This is a genomic window from Kitasatospora sp. HUAS MG31, from assembly GCF_040571325.1.
Taxonomy (GTDB): domain Bacteria; phylum Actinomycetota; class Actinomycetes; order Streptomycetales; family Streptomycetaceae; genus Kitasatospora; species Kitasatospora camelliae.
Genome location: NZ_CP159872.1, coordinates 2,341,099 through 2,354,883 on the forward strand (window position 1 = coordinate 2,341,099; position 13,785 = coordinate 2,354,883).

At 73.9% G+C, this 13,785-nt stretch carries 10 protein-coding genes; 5 read left to right on the forward strand and 5 right to left on the reverse strand.

The window, feature by feature from the left end; translation table 11 throughout:
• Positions 1–111 precede the first annotated feature (111 nt).
• Positions 112–1,077, forward strand: coding sequence for a phosphatase PAP2 family protein (locus tag ABWK59_RS10590; protein ID WP_420492760.1), 966 nt, complete (start codon positions 112–114; stop codon positions 1,075–1,077).
• Positions 1,078–1,159: 82 nt separating this feature from the next.
• Here the strand turns inward: ABWK59_RS10590 and ABWK59_RS10595 are convergent, their stop codons facing one another.
• Entirely contained in the window at positions 1,160–4,183 is a 3,024-nt protein-coding gene (locus tag ABWK59_RS10595) for a bifunctional [glutamine synthetase] adenylyltransferase/[glutamine synthetase]-adenylyl-L-tyrosine phosphorylase (RefSeq protein ID WP_354639924.1), read from the reverse strand.
• A gap of 89 nt (positions 4,184–4,272) precedes the next feature.
• On the reverse strand, positions 4,273–5,109 hold the full coding sequence (locus ABWK59_RS10600) for a class E sortase (RefSeq protein ID WP_354639926.1): 837 nt from the start codon (positions 5,107–5,109) through the stop codon (positions 4,273–4,275).
• Positions 5,110–5,346: 237 nt separating this feature from the next.
• Between ABWK59_RS10600 and ABWK59_RS10605 the strand changes: the two genes are divergently transcribed.
• The 3 genes from ABWK59_RS10605 (at position 5,347) to ABWK59_RS10615 (ending at position 7,636) form a co-directional block, all read left to right on the forward strand.
• The gene (locus ABWK59_RS10605; RefSeq protein ID WP_354639928.1) at positions 5,347–6,027 is read left to right on the forward strand and encodes a hypothetical protein; all 681 of its coding nucleotides are present in this window, start codon (positions 5,347–5,349) and stop codon (positions 6,025–6,027) included.
• 167 nt (positions 6,028–6,194) lie between these two features.
• Entirely contained in the window at positions 6,195–6,986 is a 792-nt protein-coding gene (locus tag ABWK59_RS10610; protein ID WP_354639929.1) for a DsbA family protein, read from the forward strand.
• On the forward strand, positions 6,983–7,636 hold the full coding sequence (locus ABWK59_RS10615) for a vitamin K epoxide reductase family protein (protein WP_354639931.1): 654 nt from the start codon (positions 6,983–6,985) through the stop codon (positions 7,634–7,636). The genes ABWK59_RS10610 and ABWK59_RS10615 overlap by 4 nt, the downstream gene beginning before the upstream one ends.
• A gap of 75 nt (positions 7,637–7,711) precedes the next feature.
• On the opposite strand, the gene ABWK59_RS10620 is transcribed toward ABWK59_RS10615, so the two are convergent.
• Both ABWK59_RS10620 and ABWK59_RS10625 read right to left on the reverse strand, forming a co-directional pair.
• The gene (locus ABWK59_RS10620) at positions 7,712–8,215 is read right to left on the reverse strand and encodes a rhodanese-like domain-containing protein (RefSeq protein ID WP_354639932.1); all 504 of its coding nucleotides are present in this window, start codon (positions 8,213–8,215) and stop codon (positions 7,712–7,714) included.
• Between the two features lie 1,557 nt (positions 8,216–9,772).
• Positions 9,773–11,134 carry a glutamine synthetase family protein gene (locus tag ABWK59_RS10625; protein WP_354639934.1) on the reverse strand — a complete coding sequence of 454 codons (1,362 nt, stop codon included), beginning with the start codon at positions 11,132–11,134 and terminating at the stop codon, positions 9,773–9,775.
• Positions 11,135–11,400: 266 nt separating this feature from the next.
• Between ABWK59_RS10625 and ABWK59_RS10630 the strand changes: the two genes are divergently transcribed.
• Positions 11,401–13,155, forward strand: a complete 1,755-nt coding sequence (locus ABWK59_RS10630; RefSeq protein WP_354639936.1) for an NAD+ synthase — start codon at positions 11,401–11,403, stop codon at positions 13,153–13,155.
• A 36-nt stretch (positions 13,156–13,191) separates the two neighbouring features.
• Here ABWK59_RS10630 and ABWK59_RS10635 read toward each other — a convergent pair whose 3' ends face one another.
• On the reverse strand, positions 13,192–13,758 hold the full coding sequence (locus ABWK59_RS10635; RefSeq protein ID WP_354639937.1) for a maleylpyruvate isomerase N-terminal domain-containing protein: 567 nt from the start codon (positions 13,756–13,758) through the stop codon (positions 13,192–13,194).
• Positions 13,759–13,785: the final 27 nt, after the last annotated feature.

Here is a 13,785-nt window from a genome sequence, read left to right on the forward strand (position 1 = left end):
ATGCGTTCCCAGAGTCAGTCGCCCTCTACCCCCACAGGGGGACGGGCGATGAAGAATCCCCGACCACAGGATGATCGGGCGGCAACGGGACGTCTGGCAGACTTCTCGCCCATGGGGGAAGTCACCGAAACCGACGCACCAGCCGCCGCCCGCGCCGCCACGGCGCCCGGGGCCGGTCCGGCCCACCGCGAGGACGCCTTCAACACCGGCCGGATGCCGGGCGGGGCCACCGTCGCCGCCCGCACGCCCCTCGCCGCGGTCCGCGACCGCGTCCGCAACCAGCGCCGGACCCCGGGCCGTCCGCGGCTCTGGTTCGAGCTGGCCCTGATCGGCATCAGCTACTGGGTGTACTCCCTGGTCCGCAACGCCGTGCCCGAGCAGGCCGCGATCGCCCAGCGGCACGCGCGGTGGATCTGGGACTTCGAGCAGGCCCTCGGCGTGGCCGTGGAGCACACGGTCAACCGCACCGTCGACTCGGTCACCTGGCTGATCGTCGGGATGAACTACTACTACGCCACGCTGCACTTCATCGTGACCATCGGCGTGCTGGTCTGGCTCTACCGCCGCCACCCCGGACGGTACGCGGCCACCCGGACGGTGCTGTTCGTCACCACCGGCATCGCCCTGGTCGGCTTCTACTGCTTCCCGCTGGCCCCGCCCCGGCTGATGACCGACGGCGGCTTCGTCGACACCGTCCTGGCGCACCACACCTGGGGCTCGATGGCCTCCGGGCCGGCCGCGCACGTCTCCAACCAGTACGCGGCGATGCCCTCGATGCACATCGGCTGGTCGCTCTGGTGCGGCCTGACCATCTTCTTCCTGGCCCGCAGCACCTGGGTCCGGGCCCTGGGCCTGGCCTATCCGGCGGCCACCCTGGTGGTGATCGTGGCCACCGCCAACCACTTCTGGATGGACGCGGTCGGCGGCATCGTCTGCCTCGCGGTCGGCTTCGTCTCAGCCCGGCTGATCTACCACGTGTGGGCCTACCGGCTGCCCAAGGTGCCGGGCGACCCGGACGAGCGGCCGGTCACCGTCCCCACCCAGTGGGAGCAGCCGGTCCGCGCCGGCCGCCCCTGACCCCCGCACCGCCCGAAGCCCCGGCCCCGCGGCCGGGGCTTCGCCGTACCCGGGGGCCGCGCCACGCCCGGACGCACCGCCGTCACGGGCCGTAGAAGATCCGCTCCACCACGCCCCGGGCCCGCCGGGTGGCCCGCCGGTAGTCGTCCACCAGCTCGCCGCTGTGCCCGGCGCCGTACCCGAGGTAGCGGGCCACCCCGGCCAGCTCCCGGGCCTCGCCGGGGAAGCTGTCCCCGGGCCGGCCGCGCACCAGCATCACCGCGGCCCGCACCCGCGAGGCCAGCACCCAGGCGGTGTCCAGCACCTCGGCGTCCTCCCGCCCGAGCAGCCCGGCCGCGGCGGCCGCGGCCAGCGCCTTCCGGGTCCGGGTGGTACGCAGCCCGGGCAGCTCGTGGCCGTGCTGGAGCTGGAGCAGCTGGACCGTCCACTCCACGTCGGCGAGCCCGCCGCGGCCCAGCTTGGTGTGGGTGGTGGGGTCGGCGCCGCGGGGCAGCCGCTCGGACTCCACCCGGGCCTTGATCCGGCGGATCTCCAGCAGGTCCCGCTCGGGCACCCCGGTGCCGGGGTAGCGCAGCGGGTCGATCAGTGCCCGGAACCGCTCGCCCAGCTCCACGTCCCCGGCCACCGGCTCGGCCCGCAGCAGCGCCTGGCTCTCCCAGGCGTGGGACCAGCGCCGGTAGTAGGCGGTGTACGAGGCCAGGGTGCGCACCAGCGGGCCCTGCCGGCCCTCCGGCCGCAGGTCGGCGTCGACCAGCAGCGGCGGCTCCATGGAGGGCGCGGCGAGCAGGGTGCGCAGCTCGTGGCAGACGGCGTGGGCGGCCCGGGCGGCGTCCTCGTCCAGCATGCCGAGCAACGGCTCGTGGACGAAGAGCACGTCCGCGTCGGAGCCGTAGCCCAGCTCGTGGCCGCCGAACCGGCCCATGGCGATCACCGACAGTCTCGTCGGCAGCTCCCCGTGCTCGGCCTCCCAGCCGGCGACGCAGGCCCGCAGGGCGCCCTGCAGGGTGGCGGCGTTGAGCGCGGTGAGCGCCTCCCCGGCGGTCTCCAGCGCCCCGGCCGGGTCCTCGCCGAGCCGGCCCAGCAGGTCGGCGGCACAGGTGCGGAACAGCTCCCGGCGGCGGACCGACCGGGCGGCGGCCACCCCGTCGGCGGCGCCGGAGGCCCGGCCGACCGCGGCCAGGACCTCCTTCTCCAGGGCCTGGCGGCCGCGCGGCACCAGCCCCTGGGGGTCGCCCAGCATGGCCACCGCCTCGGGCGCCCGCAGCAGCAGGTCCGGGGCGAGCCGGCCGGCCGAGAGCACCCGGGCCAGCTGCTCGGCCGCGGCGCCCTCGTCCCGCAGCAGCCGCAGGTACCAGGGGGTGCGGCCGAGGGCGTCGGAGACCTGCCGGAAGTTGAGCAGTCCGGCGTCCGGGTCGGCGGAGTCGGCGAACCAGCCCAGCAGCACCGGCAGCAGGGTCCGCTGGATGGCGGCCTTGCGGCTCACCCCGGCGGCCAGCGCGGTCAGGTGCCGCAGCGCGGCGGCCGGGTCGGCGTAGCCCAGCGCCTCCATCCGGGCCCGGGCGGCCTCCGGGCTGAGCCCGGCCGCGCCGGCCGGCAGCTCGGCCACCGCGTCCAGCAGCGGCCGGTAGAACAACCGCTCGTGCAGCCGCCGCACCTCCACCGCGTGCCGCTTCCACTCCCGCTCCAGCGCGGCCACCGGGTCGGCCCGGGTGTCGTCGTTGATCTGCGCGGCCAGCGAGCGGGCCAGCCGCCGCAGGTCGGCGGGCTGTCGCGGTACCAGGTGGGTGCGGCGCAGCCGGTGCAGCTGGATCCGGTGCTCCAGGGCGCGCAGGAACCGGTAGGCGACGTCCAGCGAGGCGGCGTCGGCGCGGCCCACGTACCCGCCGTGGCTGAGCGCGGCCAGCGCCTCCAGGGTGTTGCCGCTGCGCAGCGTCGGGTCGGTGCGGCCGTGCACCAGCTGGAGCAGCTGGACGGCGAACTCCACGTCCCGCAGGCCGCCGGGGCCCAGCTTCAGCTGCCGGTCCAGCTCGGTGACGGGGATCGCGTCCACCACCCGGCGGCGCATCTGCTGCACGTCGGCGACGAAGTTCTCCCGGGCGGCGGCCTGCCACACCAGCGGGGCGATGGCCTCGCTGTACGCGGCGCCCAGCTCGGCGTCCCCGGCCACCGGGCGGGCCTTGAGCAGCGCCTGGAACTCCCAGGTCTTGGCCCAGCGCTGGTAGTAGGCGAGGTGGCTGGCCAGGGTGCGCACCAGCGGGCCGTTGCGGCCCTCGGGGCGGAGGTTGGCGTCCACCGGCCAGATGGTGCCCTCGCCGGTGGTGTCGGAGCACAGCCGCATCAGCCGGGCGGCGAGCCGGGTGGCGGCCTTCAGGGCGGCCTGCTCCTCGGCGCCGTCCCGCGGCTCGGCCACGAAGACCACGTCCACGTCGGAGACGTAGTTCAGCTCACGGCCGCCGCACTTGCCCATGCCGATCACGGCGAGCCGGCAGGCCGCGGCGGCCTCCGGGTCCTCCTCGGCGGCCGTGTCCAGCGCGGTCTGCAGGGTGGCGCCGGCCAGGTCGGCCAGCTCGGCCGCCGCCTGCGCCAGGTCGGTGGTGCCGGACAGGTCGCGGGCGGCGATGGCGAGCAGGCAGCGGCGGTAGGCGGTGCGCAGCGCGTCGGCCCGTGCGGCGGGGGCGGCGGCGGTCACCCGCTCGGCCAGCTCCCGGCGGAACTCGGCCGGGCCGGGGTGGATGTCGCGCAGTTCGAAGGTGACCAGGGCGTGCCAGTCGGCGGGGTGCCTGGCCAGGTGGTCGCCGAGCGCGGCGGAGGCGCCGAGGACGCCGAGCAGCCGGTCCCGCAGCGGTTTGGAGGTGGCGAGGGTGTCGCGCAGCGCGTGCCGCTCGTGCTCCTCCAGCGCCTCCAGCAGCCGGGTCAGCCCGAGCAGCGCCAGATCGGGGTCGGCGGTGGCGCCGAGCGCGTCCAGGACCACGGTGTCGCCGGCCAGCCCGGCCAGTGCGGGCCCCGCCATCAGCCGGACGGCCCGGTCGGGGTCGGTGAACCCGCGCCGCACCAGGCGGATCTCCGGCCTGCTGGTCCGGCTTCCGGCCCGCTCCTCCACTGACATCGCCCCTCCGGTGCCGCGGCCGACGCGATCTTCGGCGGCCCTCCACTACGAGCGTACGAGGAAGGGGCGCCCCGGGGTGGGGCGTCCGCTCAGCGGAGCTCCTCGGGGGGCGTCCGCGCGGCGTCCACCGGCACCACCCGCACCAGGCTGCCCCAGACCGCCATCCGGTACCGCGAGGTGTACACCGGCGTGCAGGTGGTCAGCGTGATGTACCGGCCCGGCCCGGTGTACGGGGAGTGCTCCGGGACGGGGGCGATGACGCCGACGTCGTACCGGGAGGTGGAGGGCAGCGTGGCGTCGACCCGGTAGACGTACCAGGCGTCCTTGGTCTCCACGACCAGCGGGTCGCCGGGGCCGACCTTGTCCAGGTCGTGGAACTTGGCGCCGTGCCCGTCCCGGTGCGCCGCCAGCGCGAAGTTGCCGGTCGCGTCCCAGGGCATCGCCGCCCGGTACGGCTGCTCGTACACGCCGGCCACGCCCTCGTCGATGACGCGGTCGTCGGCGCCCATCCGGATCAGCACCTGGTAGCCGGCGCCCATCGCCGGCACGTGCAGGAAGCCCACGTCCTCACCGTTCCGGGGGGTGGCGGCGGGGGACGGCTCGGGGGGCGCCGGCGGGACGGCCTCGTGCGTGGGCGGCACGGGGGCGGGCGACTGCGCGGGGGACGGAGCCGGCGAGGCCGTCGCCGACCAGGTACCGCGCAGCTCGGAACCGGCGCGGTCCGCCTGCTGATCGGCCAGCACGCCCGTCCACCACAGCGAGTACACGGCGAACAGGGCCACCAGCACGCCCAGGGTGATCGCCGCCTCGCCGAGGAGGCCGGCCGCCGTCCGCAGCGCCCTGCTACGACGGCGGCCCGGTGGCTGTTCGTCCGGGCGGCGGTCCCTCGATCCGGTCGCGTCGGGCGACACCTTGCGGCTGGCCATGCGCCCTACTTCAGCCCCCGCCCACCCCTGCGGCAAAGACCGACACGCACAGCGACCGATGACTCACACGAACGGCCACCCGGCCGGCCATCACGGGCACCCGTGGCCTCCGCTCCACCCCGCCGCGACTCCCCCGGCCCGGTGGGGACGGCCGGTCGCCCGCCCCTCCCCACCCTCCCGGTGACCCTTCCCACAGGCCGATGGTTCGCCTGCACACCTATGGCAGACTCGGAAGGCATGAACGACAGCCCGGCCACCAGGACGCTCCGCGCGGCGGTCTTCGCCGCGCTGACCGTCCCGCTGGCCGCGCTCGGCCAGGTGCTGGTCTCCGGCCGTCCCCTCCCCCTCGGCGTCCTGCTCCTCGCCGGAGCCGGGGTGTTCGCCCTCGGTCTGGCCCTCGCGGGCACCCAGCGCCGGCTGCGGACCGTCACCGCCGCCCTGCTGGGCGTCCAGCTCGCCCTGGGCGCGCTGCTCCCGCTCGCCCAGACGGCGTGCACCCCGCCCGCGGCCCTGCCGGCCGGCGGTGCCCCGGGCTTCGAGCCCCTGTTCTGCCGCGGCGGACCGGTCGGCGGCTTCCTGCTCGGCCACGCCACCACCGGGGCGTCCCCCGTCCCGGCGGCCGTGGTGCTGTTCCTCGCCGCCCAGCTGGCCGCCGTCCTGGCCGCCGCCCTCTGGCTGCACCGCGCCGACGCCGCGCTGACCGGCCTGCGCCGCAGCCTCACCGCCCTGCGCGACCTGGTCCGGGAGTTCCTCCCCGCCGCGCTCGGCCGTCTCCTGCTCCTCGCCCTGACCCGGCTCGCCCCCGGCCCGCCGGTCCGTGCGCCGCTGCCGGAGACCTCCCGCGTCCGGCCCCGGAGCCGCCGTCTCGCCGGGCCGCTCGTCCGCCGCGGCCCGCCCGTCCTCGCCGCGGCAGCCTGACCCTCCGGTCGACTCCCCCGTCGGCTCCCCGGCCGACCTCCGTCGCCTCCAGGCCGCCGCACGCCGATGCATCCGCCATCCCGGAACCCCCGCGCGCCCGCTGCCGCGAACCACCCCGCGAGCCCCCGCGCGCCCTCCGGGCCCCGCACTCCCCGAGGACGACACCCATGAGCAAGACCCCCGAGAACTCCCACGACGCCGCCCCCGGCACCGCCACCCACCGCATGCGCGCCCGACACGACCGCGAGCAGCGCGCCGCCCGCATCCGCCGCCGTACCGTGGTCGGCGCCGCCTCGGCCGCCGTGCTGGCCCTGGCCGCGGGCGTGGCCTTCGCGGTCGGCGGCCAGTCCGACCCGGCGGCGTCCGGTCCGGTCGTGGTGCCGGCGAACGCGTCCGGCCCGGGCGGGACCGTGGCCACCTACGGCAAGGCGGACGCGCCGCACACCCTGGAGGTGTACGAGGACTTCCGCTGCCCGTACTGCGCGCAGCTGGAGACCACCGCCGGGCCGGCCGTCCAGCAGCTGGCCGACGACGGCACGTACAAGATCGAGTACCACCTGGCCACGTTCCTGGACCAGGGCCTGGGCGGCAAGGGCTCGCGGACCGCGCTGGCCGCCGCCGGGGCCGCGCTGAACGAGGGCGTGGACAAGTTCAAGCAGTTCCACGACGTGCTCTACGCCAACCAGCCGGACGAGCGCGAGGACGGCTTCTCCGACGTCAACCGGCTGCTCGACCTGGCCGGCCGGGTGCCGGGCCTGAAGACCGAGGCGTTCACCAAGGCGGTCACCGAGGGCACCTACCGGCCGTGGGCCGACCAGGTCGCCGAGGAGTTCGACAAGAGCGGCGTGACCGGCACCCCGACCGTCCGGCTGGACGGCACCAAGCTCGAGGTCTTCGAGAACGGCGCCGCCGTCTCGCCCGACCGGTTCACCGCCCTGGTGAAGCAGGCGATCGGATGACCCGCCCCACCCCCTCCGTCCCCTCCGCCGTGGATGTCGGACGGCCGCTCCCCGGCGAACCGGTCGGCGCGAGCCGCCGCTTCGCCTGGCTGCTGGTGGTCACCGGAGCACTCGGACTGTTCGCCTCGACCGTCCTCACCATCGACAAGCTGAGGCTGCTCAAGGACCCGTCGTACGTCCCCAACTGCAACATCAACCCGATCATCAGCTGCGGCTCGATCATGCGCAGCGCCCAGGCGGAGGCCTTCGGCTTCGCCAACTCGCTGATCGGGCTGGCCGGGTTCGCCGTGGTGCTCACGGTCGGCGCCGGGCTGCTGGCGGGCGCCCGCTACCGGCGCTGGTTCTGGCTGGGGCTGCAGGCGGGCACGGTGTTCGGCATCGGTTTCACCAGCTGGCTGATGGTCCAGGCGCTGTACCGGATCGGCGCGCTCTGCCCGTACTGCATGGTGGTCTGGGCGGCGATGATCCCGCTGTTCTGGTACACGACCCTGCACAACCTGCGCAGCGGGGTGATCCCCGTCCCCCGCCGGCTGCGCCCGGCCGTCCGCGAGGCGACCGCCTACCACTGGCTGGTGCCCGCCCTCTGGTACGCGGTGATCGGCATCCTGGTGCTCACCCGCTTCTGGTACTACTGGCGCACCCTGCTCTGAGCCACGCCCCGGGCCCGCGGTCCCGCCGTCTCCCCACCGGCCGGCCCGCGGGCCTCCGGTTTCCTTTCCCGTTGTTCAACAGGCGCAGGAGATCCCGGACCGCGGGGCGGTCAGGTCGTCGACCGGGCGCCGCTCGACGCCGCTCGCCGACTCGAAGGCGAAGCCCTCCCGCACCCAGTACTCGAAGCCGCCGATCATCTCCTTCACCCGGTAGCCGAGCCGGGAGAAGGCCAGCGCGGCCCGGGTGGCGCCGTTGCAGCCGGGACCCCAGCAGTAGGTCACCACGGTCACCGAGGGGTCGATCAGCTGCGGTGCGAGCTCGGCGATCCGGGCGGTCGGCAGGTGCAGCGCGCCGGGGATGTGCCCCTGCGCCCAGGCGGCCCCGTTCCGCGAGTCGACCACCACCACGCCCGCCACCCCGGAGGCCAGGTCGGCGTGCACGTCCGACACGTCCGCCTCGAAGGCCAGGCGCGCCGCGTAGTGCGCGGCGGCCACCGCCGGCTCGGCGGCCGGGACGCCCAGCACCGCACTCCCGATCCCGGCGGTGGTGGAGGTGGTGGAGGTGGTGACGGCGGTCATGACGGCGCTCCCCTGCGTCTCGTACGGTCGGCCGCTCCGGTGGCTCTCCCGGCCCGGCGATGCCTCCATCCTCCCGAGCCGCCCGCCCCACCCACGAGTGGCGCGAACGCCTCCACCCGCCAAGATCCCGCCAGGCCTTTCCCGTCTCTCCGGCCGCCGTCTTGCCAGCCGTCGACCCGGCCTGCTGGCCACCCTCTTCGCCCTCGCCTCCCACCCACCGCCTGGACCCGGCTCTCTGACGGAGCCCGCTCCGCCCACAGCACACCCTGCACCCGCGCGGCTGCTGCCCGGGCGCTCAGCTGGTCGACGTAGTCCAGCAACTGACCGAGTCCGGCACGGAGTTGGTGCGCCTTGCTCGCCCACCGCAGGGACTTCACCTTCGGTCACGGTGAGCCAGTCGTCACCCAACCAGGCGAGGTCGACCGCCGGATGCGCGGGCGTGGCGACAGCGGCTACGGAACGAACCTGCGATGCCACCACGCCTCCGTGTCCGCCGCCCCAGGGTCAGCGACGGACCGGGACTCGAAGATCTCGTCGTACGGGGCCACAAGACTGCGCAGGTCACGCGCCGCCTTGGTCGGCAGGTGCCTTATGGCGGAGGCGAGTACATCCGGTACGGCGAGGTGGGTGCGGCAACATTCGAGGTGACCGCAGTCGTCCTCCCGGAAGCGCAGAGCGCGCCGGCCCCTGCACCGACCGCTTCCAGAGGGCGAACGCGTGCCAACGCTCCCTCTCCAAGACTCTGCCGCTCCAAGCGAACAACAGCCTCCGCCGCAGCCTGCGCCGAGCCGGGGACCTGATCCGCGCCTCTACCTGGCCGCTGACTCTGCGCAGCTCGGACGGTTGCCGGGCTTCTACGTGGCAAAGCTGTTCACAGGTGTGGTCGTGGCCTGCCCAGTGCCGACCGCGCCCACCAACGGTTTTGGGGCGACCGGCTGTCCGGAGTGCCTGGGCTGTCCCGGGCGCGGGACGCAGATTGGCCCGCACGCACTCATCGTCGTCCCGCTCCAGGACGTTGGCCACGATGACGACCGCGGTGCCGACTTGCCGAACGCCGATTCTCGCAATCGGCATCCCGCCGCCCACAGTCGGCCAGTGCCGCACCTCGCAGGGACGTGGCCCTCGAACGAGTGACACGTGGAGGGTTTGCCCTGAGGTATGGCCTGCGCGCACCTAGAGTCCGGCTCGTTCCTGCGCACACGGCACACCGAGGAGCCAATGCGGTATGACGACATCGCCGGACCAACAGCCTGCCCAGGCCTACGGGCAGCCTCCCACCATCATCATCAACAACACCAGCTCGGCATCGGCTGCCGCGGCGATCGGCGAGGTGGGCCTGCGGCGTCGTCGGCAGTCGTTGTGGGTGCACTTCTGGCTGTTCATGTTCACCGCGGGAGTCGGCAACGTCTTCTATGCCGTGTATGTGAGCCGCGGGAACAGGGACCGCGGCCTGTTAACCCTCCGCATGAGTCGCCCGGGACAAACACCCCTCGGGCCGACGGATCGCGTCCGTCAGCCCGAGGGGTTTCTTGTGTTCTACACCGCCCTGACCTGCGGTTACAGCACCTGGAGGTTGTGGCGGAGCTCGAACGGCGTGACCTCCGAGCGGTACTCCTCCCACTCCTGGCGCTTGTTGCGCAGGAAGAAGTCGAAGACGTGCTCGCCCAGCGTCTCGGCGACGAGTTCGCTGCGCTGCATCAGGTCGATGGCCTCGCCGAGGTTCTGCGGCATGGGCTGGATGCCCAGCGCCCGGCGCTCCGAGTCGCTGAGGGCCCAGACGTCGTCGTCGGCGCCCGGCGGGAGTTCGAGGCCGTCCTCGATGCCCTTGAGGCCGCTGGCGAGGACGACCGCGTAGGCGAGGTACGGGTTGCAGCCGGTGTCGAGGGAGCGGACCTCGACCCGGGTGGAGCCCTGCTTGCCGGGCTTGTACATCGGGACGCGGATCAGCGCCGACCGGTTGTTGTGGCCCCAGCAGATGTACGAGGGGGCCTCGCCGCCGGCGCCGGCGGTGCGCTGCGAGCCGCCCCAGATGCGCTTGTAGGAGTTGACCCATTGGTTGGTGACGGCGGCGGTCTCGGCGGCGTACTTGAGCAGGCCGGCGATGAAGGAGCGGCCCACCTTGGAGAGCTGGTACTCGGCGCCGGACTCGTGGAAGGCGTTGCGGTCGCCCTCGAAGAGGGAGACGTGGGTGTGCATGCCGGATCCGGGGAAGCCGGAGAACGGCTTGGGCATGAAGCTGGCGTGCACGCCCTGCTCCAGCGCGACCTCCTTCATGACCAGGCGGAAGGTCATGATGTTGTCGGCGGTGGAGAGCGCGTCGGCGTACCGCAGGTCGATCTCCTGCTGTCCGGGGGCGCCCTCGTGGTGGGAGAACTCCACCGAGATGCCCATGGACTCCAGCATGGTGATGGCCTGGCGGCGGAAGTCGTGGCCGACGCCGCGCGGAGTGTGGTCGAAGTACCCGGACTGGTCGGCGGGGATCGGCGCGGTGCCGTCGCCGGGGAGGTTCTTCAGCAGGAAGAACTCGATCTCCGGGTGGGTGTAGAAGGTGAAGCCCTGGTTGGAGGCCTTCTCCAGGGTGCGCTTGAGCACGAACCGCGGGTCGGCGTAGGAGGGCGACCCGTCCGGCATCAGGATGTCGCAGAACATCCGGGCCGTGCCGGGGTTCTCGGAGCGCCAGGGCAGTATCTGGAAGGTGGTCGGGTCCGGCTTGGCGATCATGTCGGACTCGTAGACCCGGGCGAAGCCCTCGATCGCCGACCCGTCGAAGCCGATGCCCTCCTCGAAGGCCTGCTCCAGCTCGGCCGGAGCGACGGCGACCGACTTGAGGAAACCGAGCACGTCGGTGAACCACAGTCGGACGAACCGGATGTCACGCTCCTCGAGCGTGCGAAGCACGAACTCCTGCTGCTTGCCCATGGGGACAGTCTCACCTCTGCTCTTTACGTCCGTGTTACGCCCGGAAGCGCGCCGGAAGCGGCTGCTCCCATCATGGCGGATCTTCGCCCGCTTGCCGACCCTCGGCCAGGGCGGCGCACCCCACCGCCCACTGCGCATCCCACCCGCCGCCCGCCGCGCATCCAACCCGCCACCCGCTCGCATCCTGGCAGCCCACGGGCTCCGTCCCCGGTTCACACACCCCCCGGGAGAGACATAGCGTCAGTTAGACGATTACACTCGGGGGCATGCCCAATCTCCGTCTCGCCCTGAGCCAGATCGACCCGTGGGTCGGTGACATCGCCCGCAACAGCGATGAGGTGGTGCGCTGGACCAGGCAGGCCGCCGAGGCCGGTGCCCACCTGGTCGCGTTTCCCGAGATGGCCCTGACCGGGTACCCGGTCGAGGACCTCGTGCTGCGCCGTTCCTTCGTCGAGGCGTCGCGGTCGGCGCTGGTGGAGCTGGCCGCGCGGCTGGCCGCCGAGGGCCTGGGCCACCTGCCCGTGGTGGTCGGCTACCTCGGCCGGTCCGAGCACGAGTCGCACAAGCTGGGCCGCCCGGCCGGCTCCCCGCAGAACTGTGCGGCGGTGCTGCACGGCGGCGAGGTGGTGAACCGTTTCGCCAAGCACCACCTGCCGAACTACGGCGTCTTCGACGAGTACCGCTACTTCGTCCCGGGCGACCAGCTGTCCGTGCTGCGGCTGCACGGCGTGGACGTGGCGCTGGCGATCTGCGAGGACATCTGGCAGGACGGCGGCCGGGTGACCGCCGCCCGGGAGGCCGGTGCCGGGCTGCTGCTGGTGGTCAACGGCTCGCCGTACGAGCGGAACAAGGACGACGTCCGCCTCGAGCTGGTCCGGCAGCGGGCGGCGGAGGCCGGCTGCACCCTGGCGTACCTCAACATGGTCGGCGCCCAGGACGAGCTGGTCTTCGACGGCGACTCGCTGGTGGTCAGCGCCGCCGGCGAGGTGATCGCCCGGGCGCCGCAGTTCGAGGAGCGGCTGCTGGTGGTCGATCTGGAGCTGCCCGAGGCCGCCGCCAACCACACCGACGGGCTGCTGCTCAGCGACGGCCTGCACCTGGTCCGCACCGAGCTGGGCGGCGACCCGCTCCCGGCCCCGGCCGAGAAGTCCGCGGCCGAGGTCGCGCCGCGGCTGGACGACGAGGCGGAGATCTACGCCGCGCTGGTCGAGGGCACCCGGGCGTACGTCCGCAAGAACGGCTTCCGCTCGGTGCTGATCGGCCTCTCCGGCGGCATCGACTCGGCCCTCGTTGCCGCGATCGCGGTGGACGCCCTCGGCGCGGAGCACGTGTACGGCATCTCGATGCCCAGCCGGTACTCCTCGCAGCACTCCCGCGACGACGCCGCCGACCTGGCCAAGCGCACCGGGCTGAACCTCCGCACCGTGCCGATCGCCCCGATGTTCGACGCCTACATGGAGTCGCTCGGGCTGACCGGCCTGGCCGAGGAGAACCTGCAGTCGCGGCTCCGCGGCACCCTGCTGATGGCCGTCTCCAACCAGGAGGGGCACATCGTGCTCGCGCCCGGCAACAAGAGCGAGCTGGCGGTCGGCTACTCGACCCTGTACGGCGACTCGGTGGGCGCCTACGGGCCGATCAAGGACGTCTACAAGTCGCTGATCTTCCGGCTGGCGAGGTGGCGCAACGAGGTCGCCGAGCAGCGCGGCGAGACGCCGCCGATCCCGGAGAACACCATCGTCAAGCCGCCGTCCGCCGAGCTGCGGCCGGACCAGGTTGACTCCGACTCGCTGCCCGACTACGACCTGCTGGACACCGTGCTCGACCTGTACGTCGAGGGCGACCAGGGACGGGACGCGATCGTGGCGGCCGGGTTCGCGCCGGAGGTGGTGGACCGGATCGTCCGCCTGGTCGACACCGCCGAGTACAAGCGGCGGCAGTACCCGCCGGGCCCGAAGATCTCCGCCAAGGGCTTCGGCCGGGACCGCCGCCTCCCGATCACCAACCGCTGGCGCCGCGGCTGACCGTCGCGCTGACCGGCGCCGTACCGAGCAGGGCGCTCACTTCACGGCCGCCCGCCAGGACCAGGAGGTCCGGCGCGGGCGGCCGTCGAGTTCGCCGCGGCCGGTGCACCAGAGCAGCACCTCGGCCGGCTCGCCCGGGGGCGCGTCCGGGAACAGCCGGGCCAGCACCCCGGCGGACGGCTCCGCGTCCGGGCGCCAGGGCAGGCCGAGGCCGGTGGTGATGTCGTGGGTGTGCAGCAGCGTCTCGGCCACGCCCATCGCGGCGAACCCGGCGGGGTCACAGGGACCCCAGTGCCACGCCCGCACCCCCGGGTCGGCGGCGGCCAGCGCGCAGGCCAGCAGCCCGCCGCAGGCGGTCACCACCCGCAGCACCTCGCCCGGCGCGGCCTGCTCGGAGACCCGCAGGTCGAAGGGCAGGTAGCCGTCCTGCGGCAGGCCGGTCAGCTGGCCGGCGTACCCGAGCAGGTCGTGGGCGACGTGCGCGGCCGTGGTCCGGCAGCTCCACTCCAGCGGGCCGGCGGGCACGCTCCAGTCCGCGCCGGCCGCCGGCTCCAGCACCTCCACCATGGCGGCCACCGCCCGCCGTACGTCCGTCGCGTCCATGCCGCCCAGTCTGCCGTGGCCCGCGGA

Coding starts and splice junctions, on each gene's coding strand:
- ABWK59_RS10625 (WP_354639934.1), bottom strand. CDS start 11,134: ATGGGCAAGCAGCAGGAGTTCGTGCTTCGCACGCTCGAGGAGCGTGAC.
- ABWK59_RS10605 (WP_354639928.1), top strand. CDS start 5,347: ATGAACGACAGCCCGGCCACCAGGACGCTCCGCGCGGCGGTCTTCGCC.
- ABWK59_RS10630 (WP_354639936.1), top strand. CDS start 11,401: ATGCCCAATCTCCGTCTCGCCCTGAGCCAGATCGACCCGTGGGTCGGT.
- ABWK59_RS10595 (WP_354639924.1), bottom strand. CDS start 4,183: ATGTCAGTGGAGGAGCGGGCCGGAAGCCGGACCAGCAGGCCGGAGATC.
- ABWK59_RS10635 (WP_354639937.1), bottom strand. CDS start 13,758: ATGGACGCGACGGACGTACGGCGGGCGGTGGCCGCCATGGTGGAGGTG.
- ABWK59_RS10615 (WP_354639931.1), top strand. CDS start 6,983: ATGACCCGCCCCACCCCCTCCGTCCCCTCCGCCGTGGATGTCGGACGG.
- ABWK59_RS10610 (WP_354639929.1), top strand. CDS start 6,195: ATGAGCAAGACCCCCGAGAACTCCCACGACGCCGCCCCCGGCACCGCC.
- ABWK59_RS10620 (WP_354639932.1), bottom strand. CDS start 8,215: ATGACCGCCGTCACCACCTCCACCACCTCCACCACCGCCGGGATCGGG.
- ABWK59_RS10600 (WP_354639926.1), bottom strand. CDS start 5,109: ATGGCCAGCCGCAAGGTGTCGCCCGACGCGACCGGATCGAGGGACCGC.
- ABWK59_RS10590 (WP_420492760.1), top strand. CDS start 112: ATGGGGGAAGTCACCGAAACCGACGCACCAGCCGCCGCCCGCGCCGCC.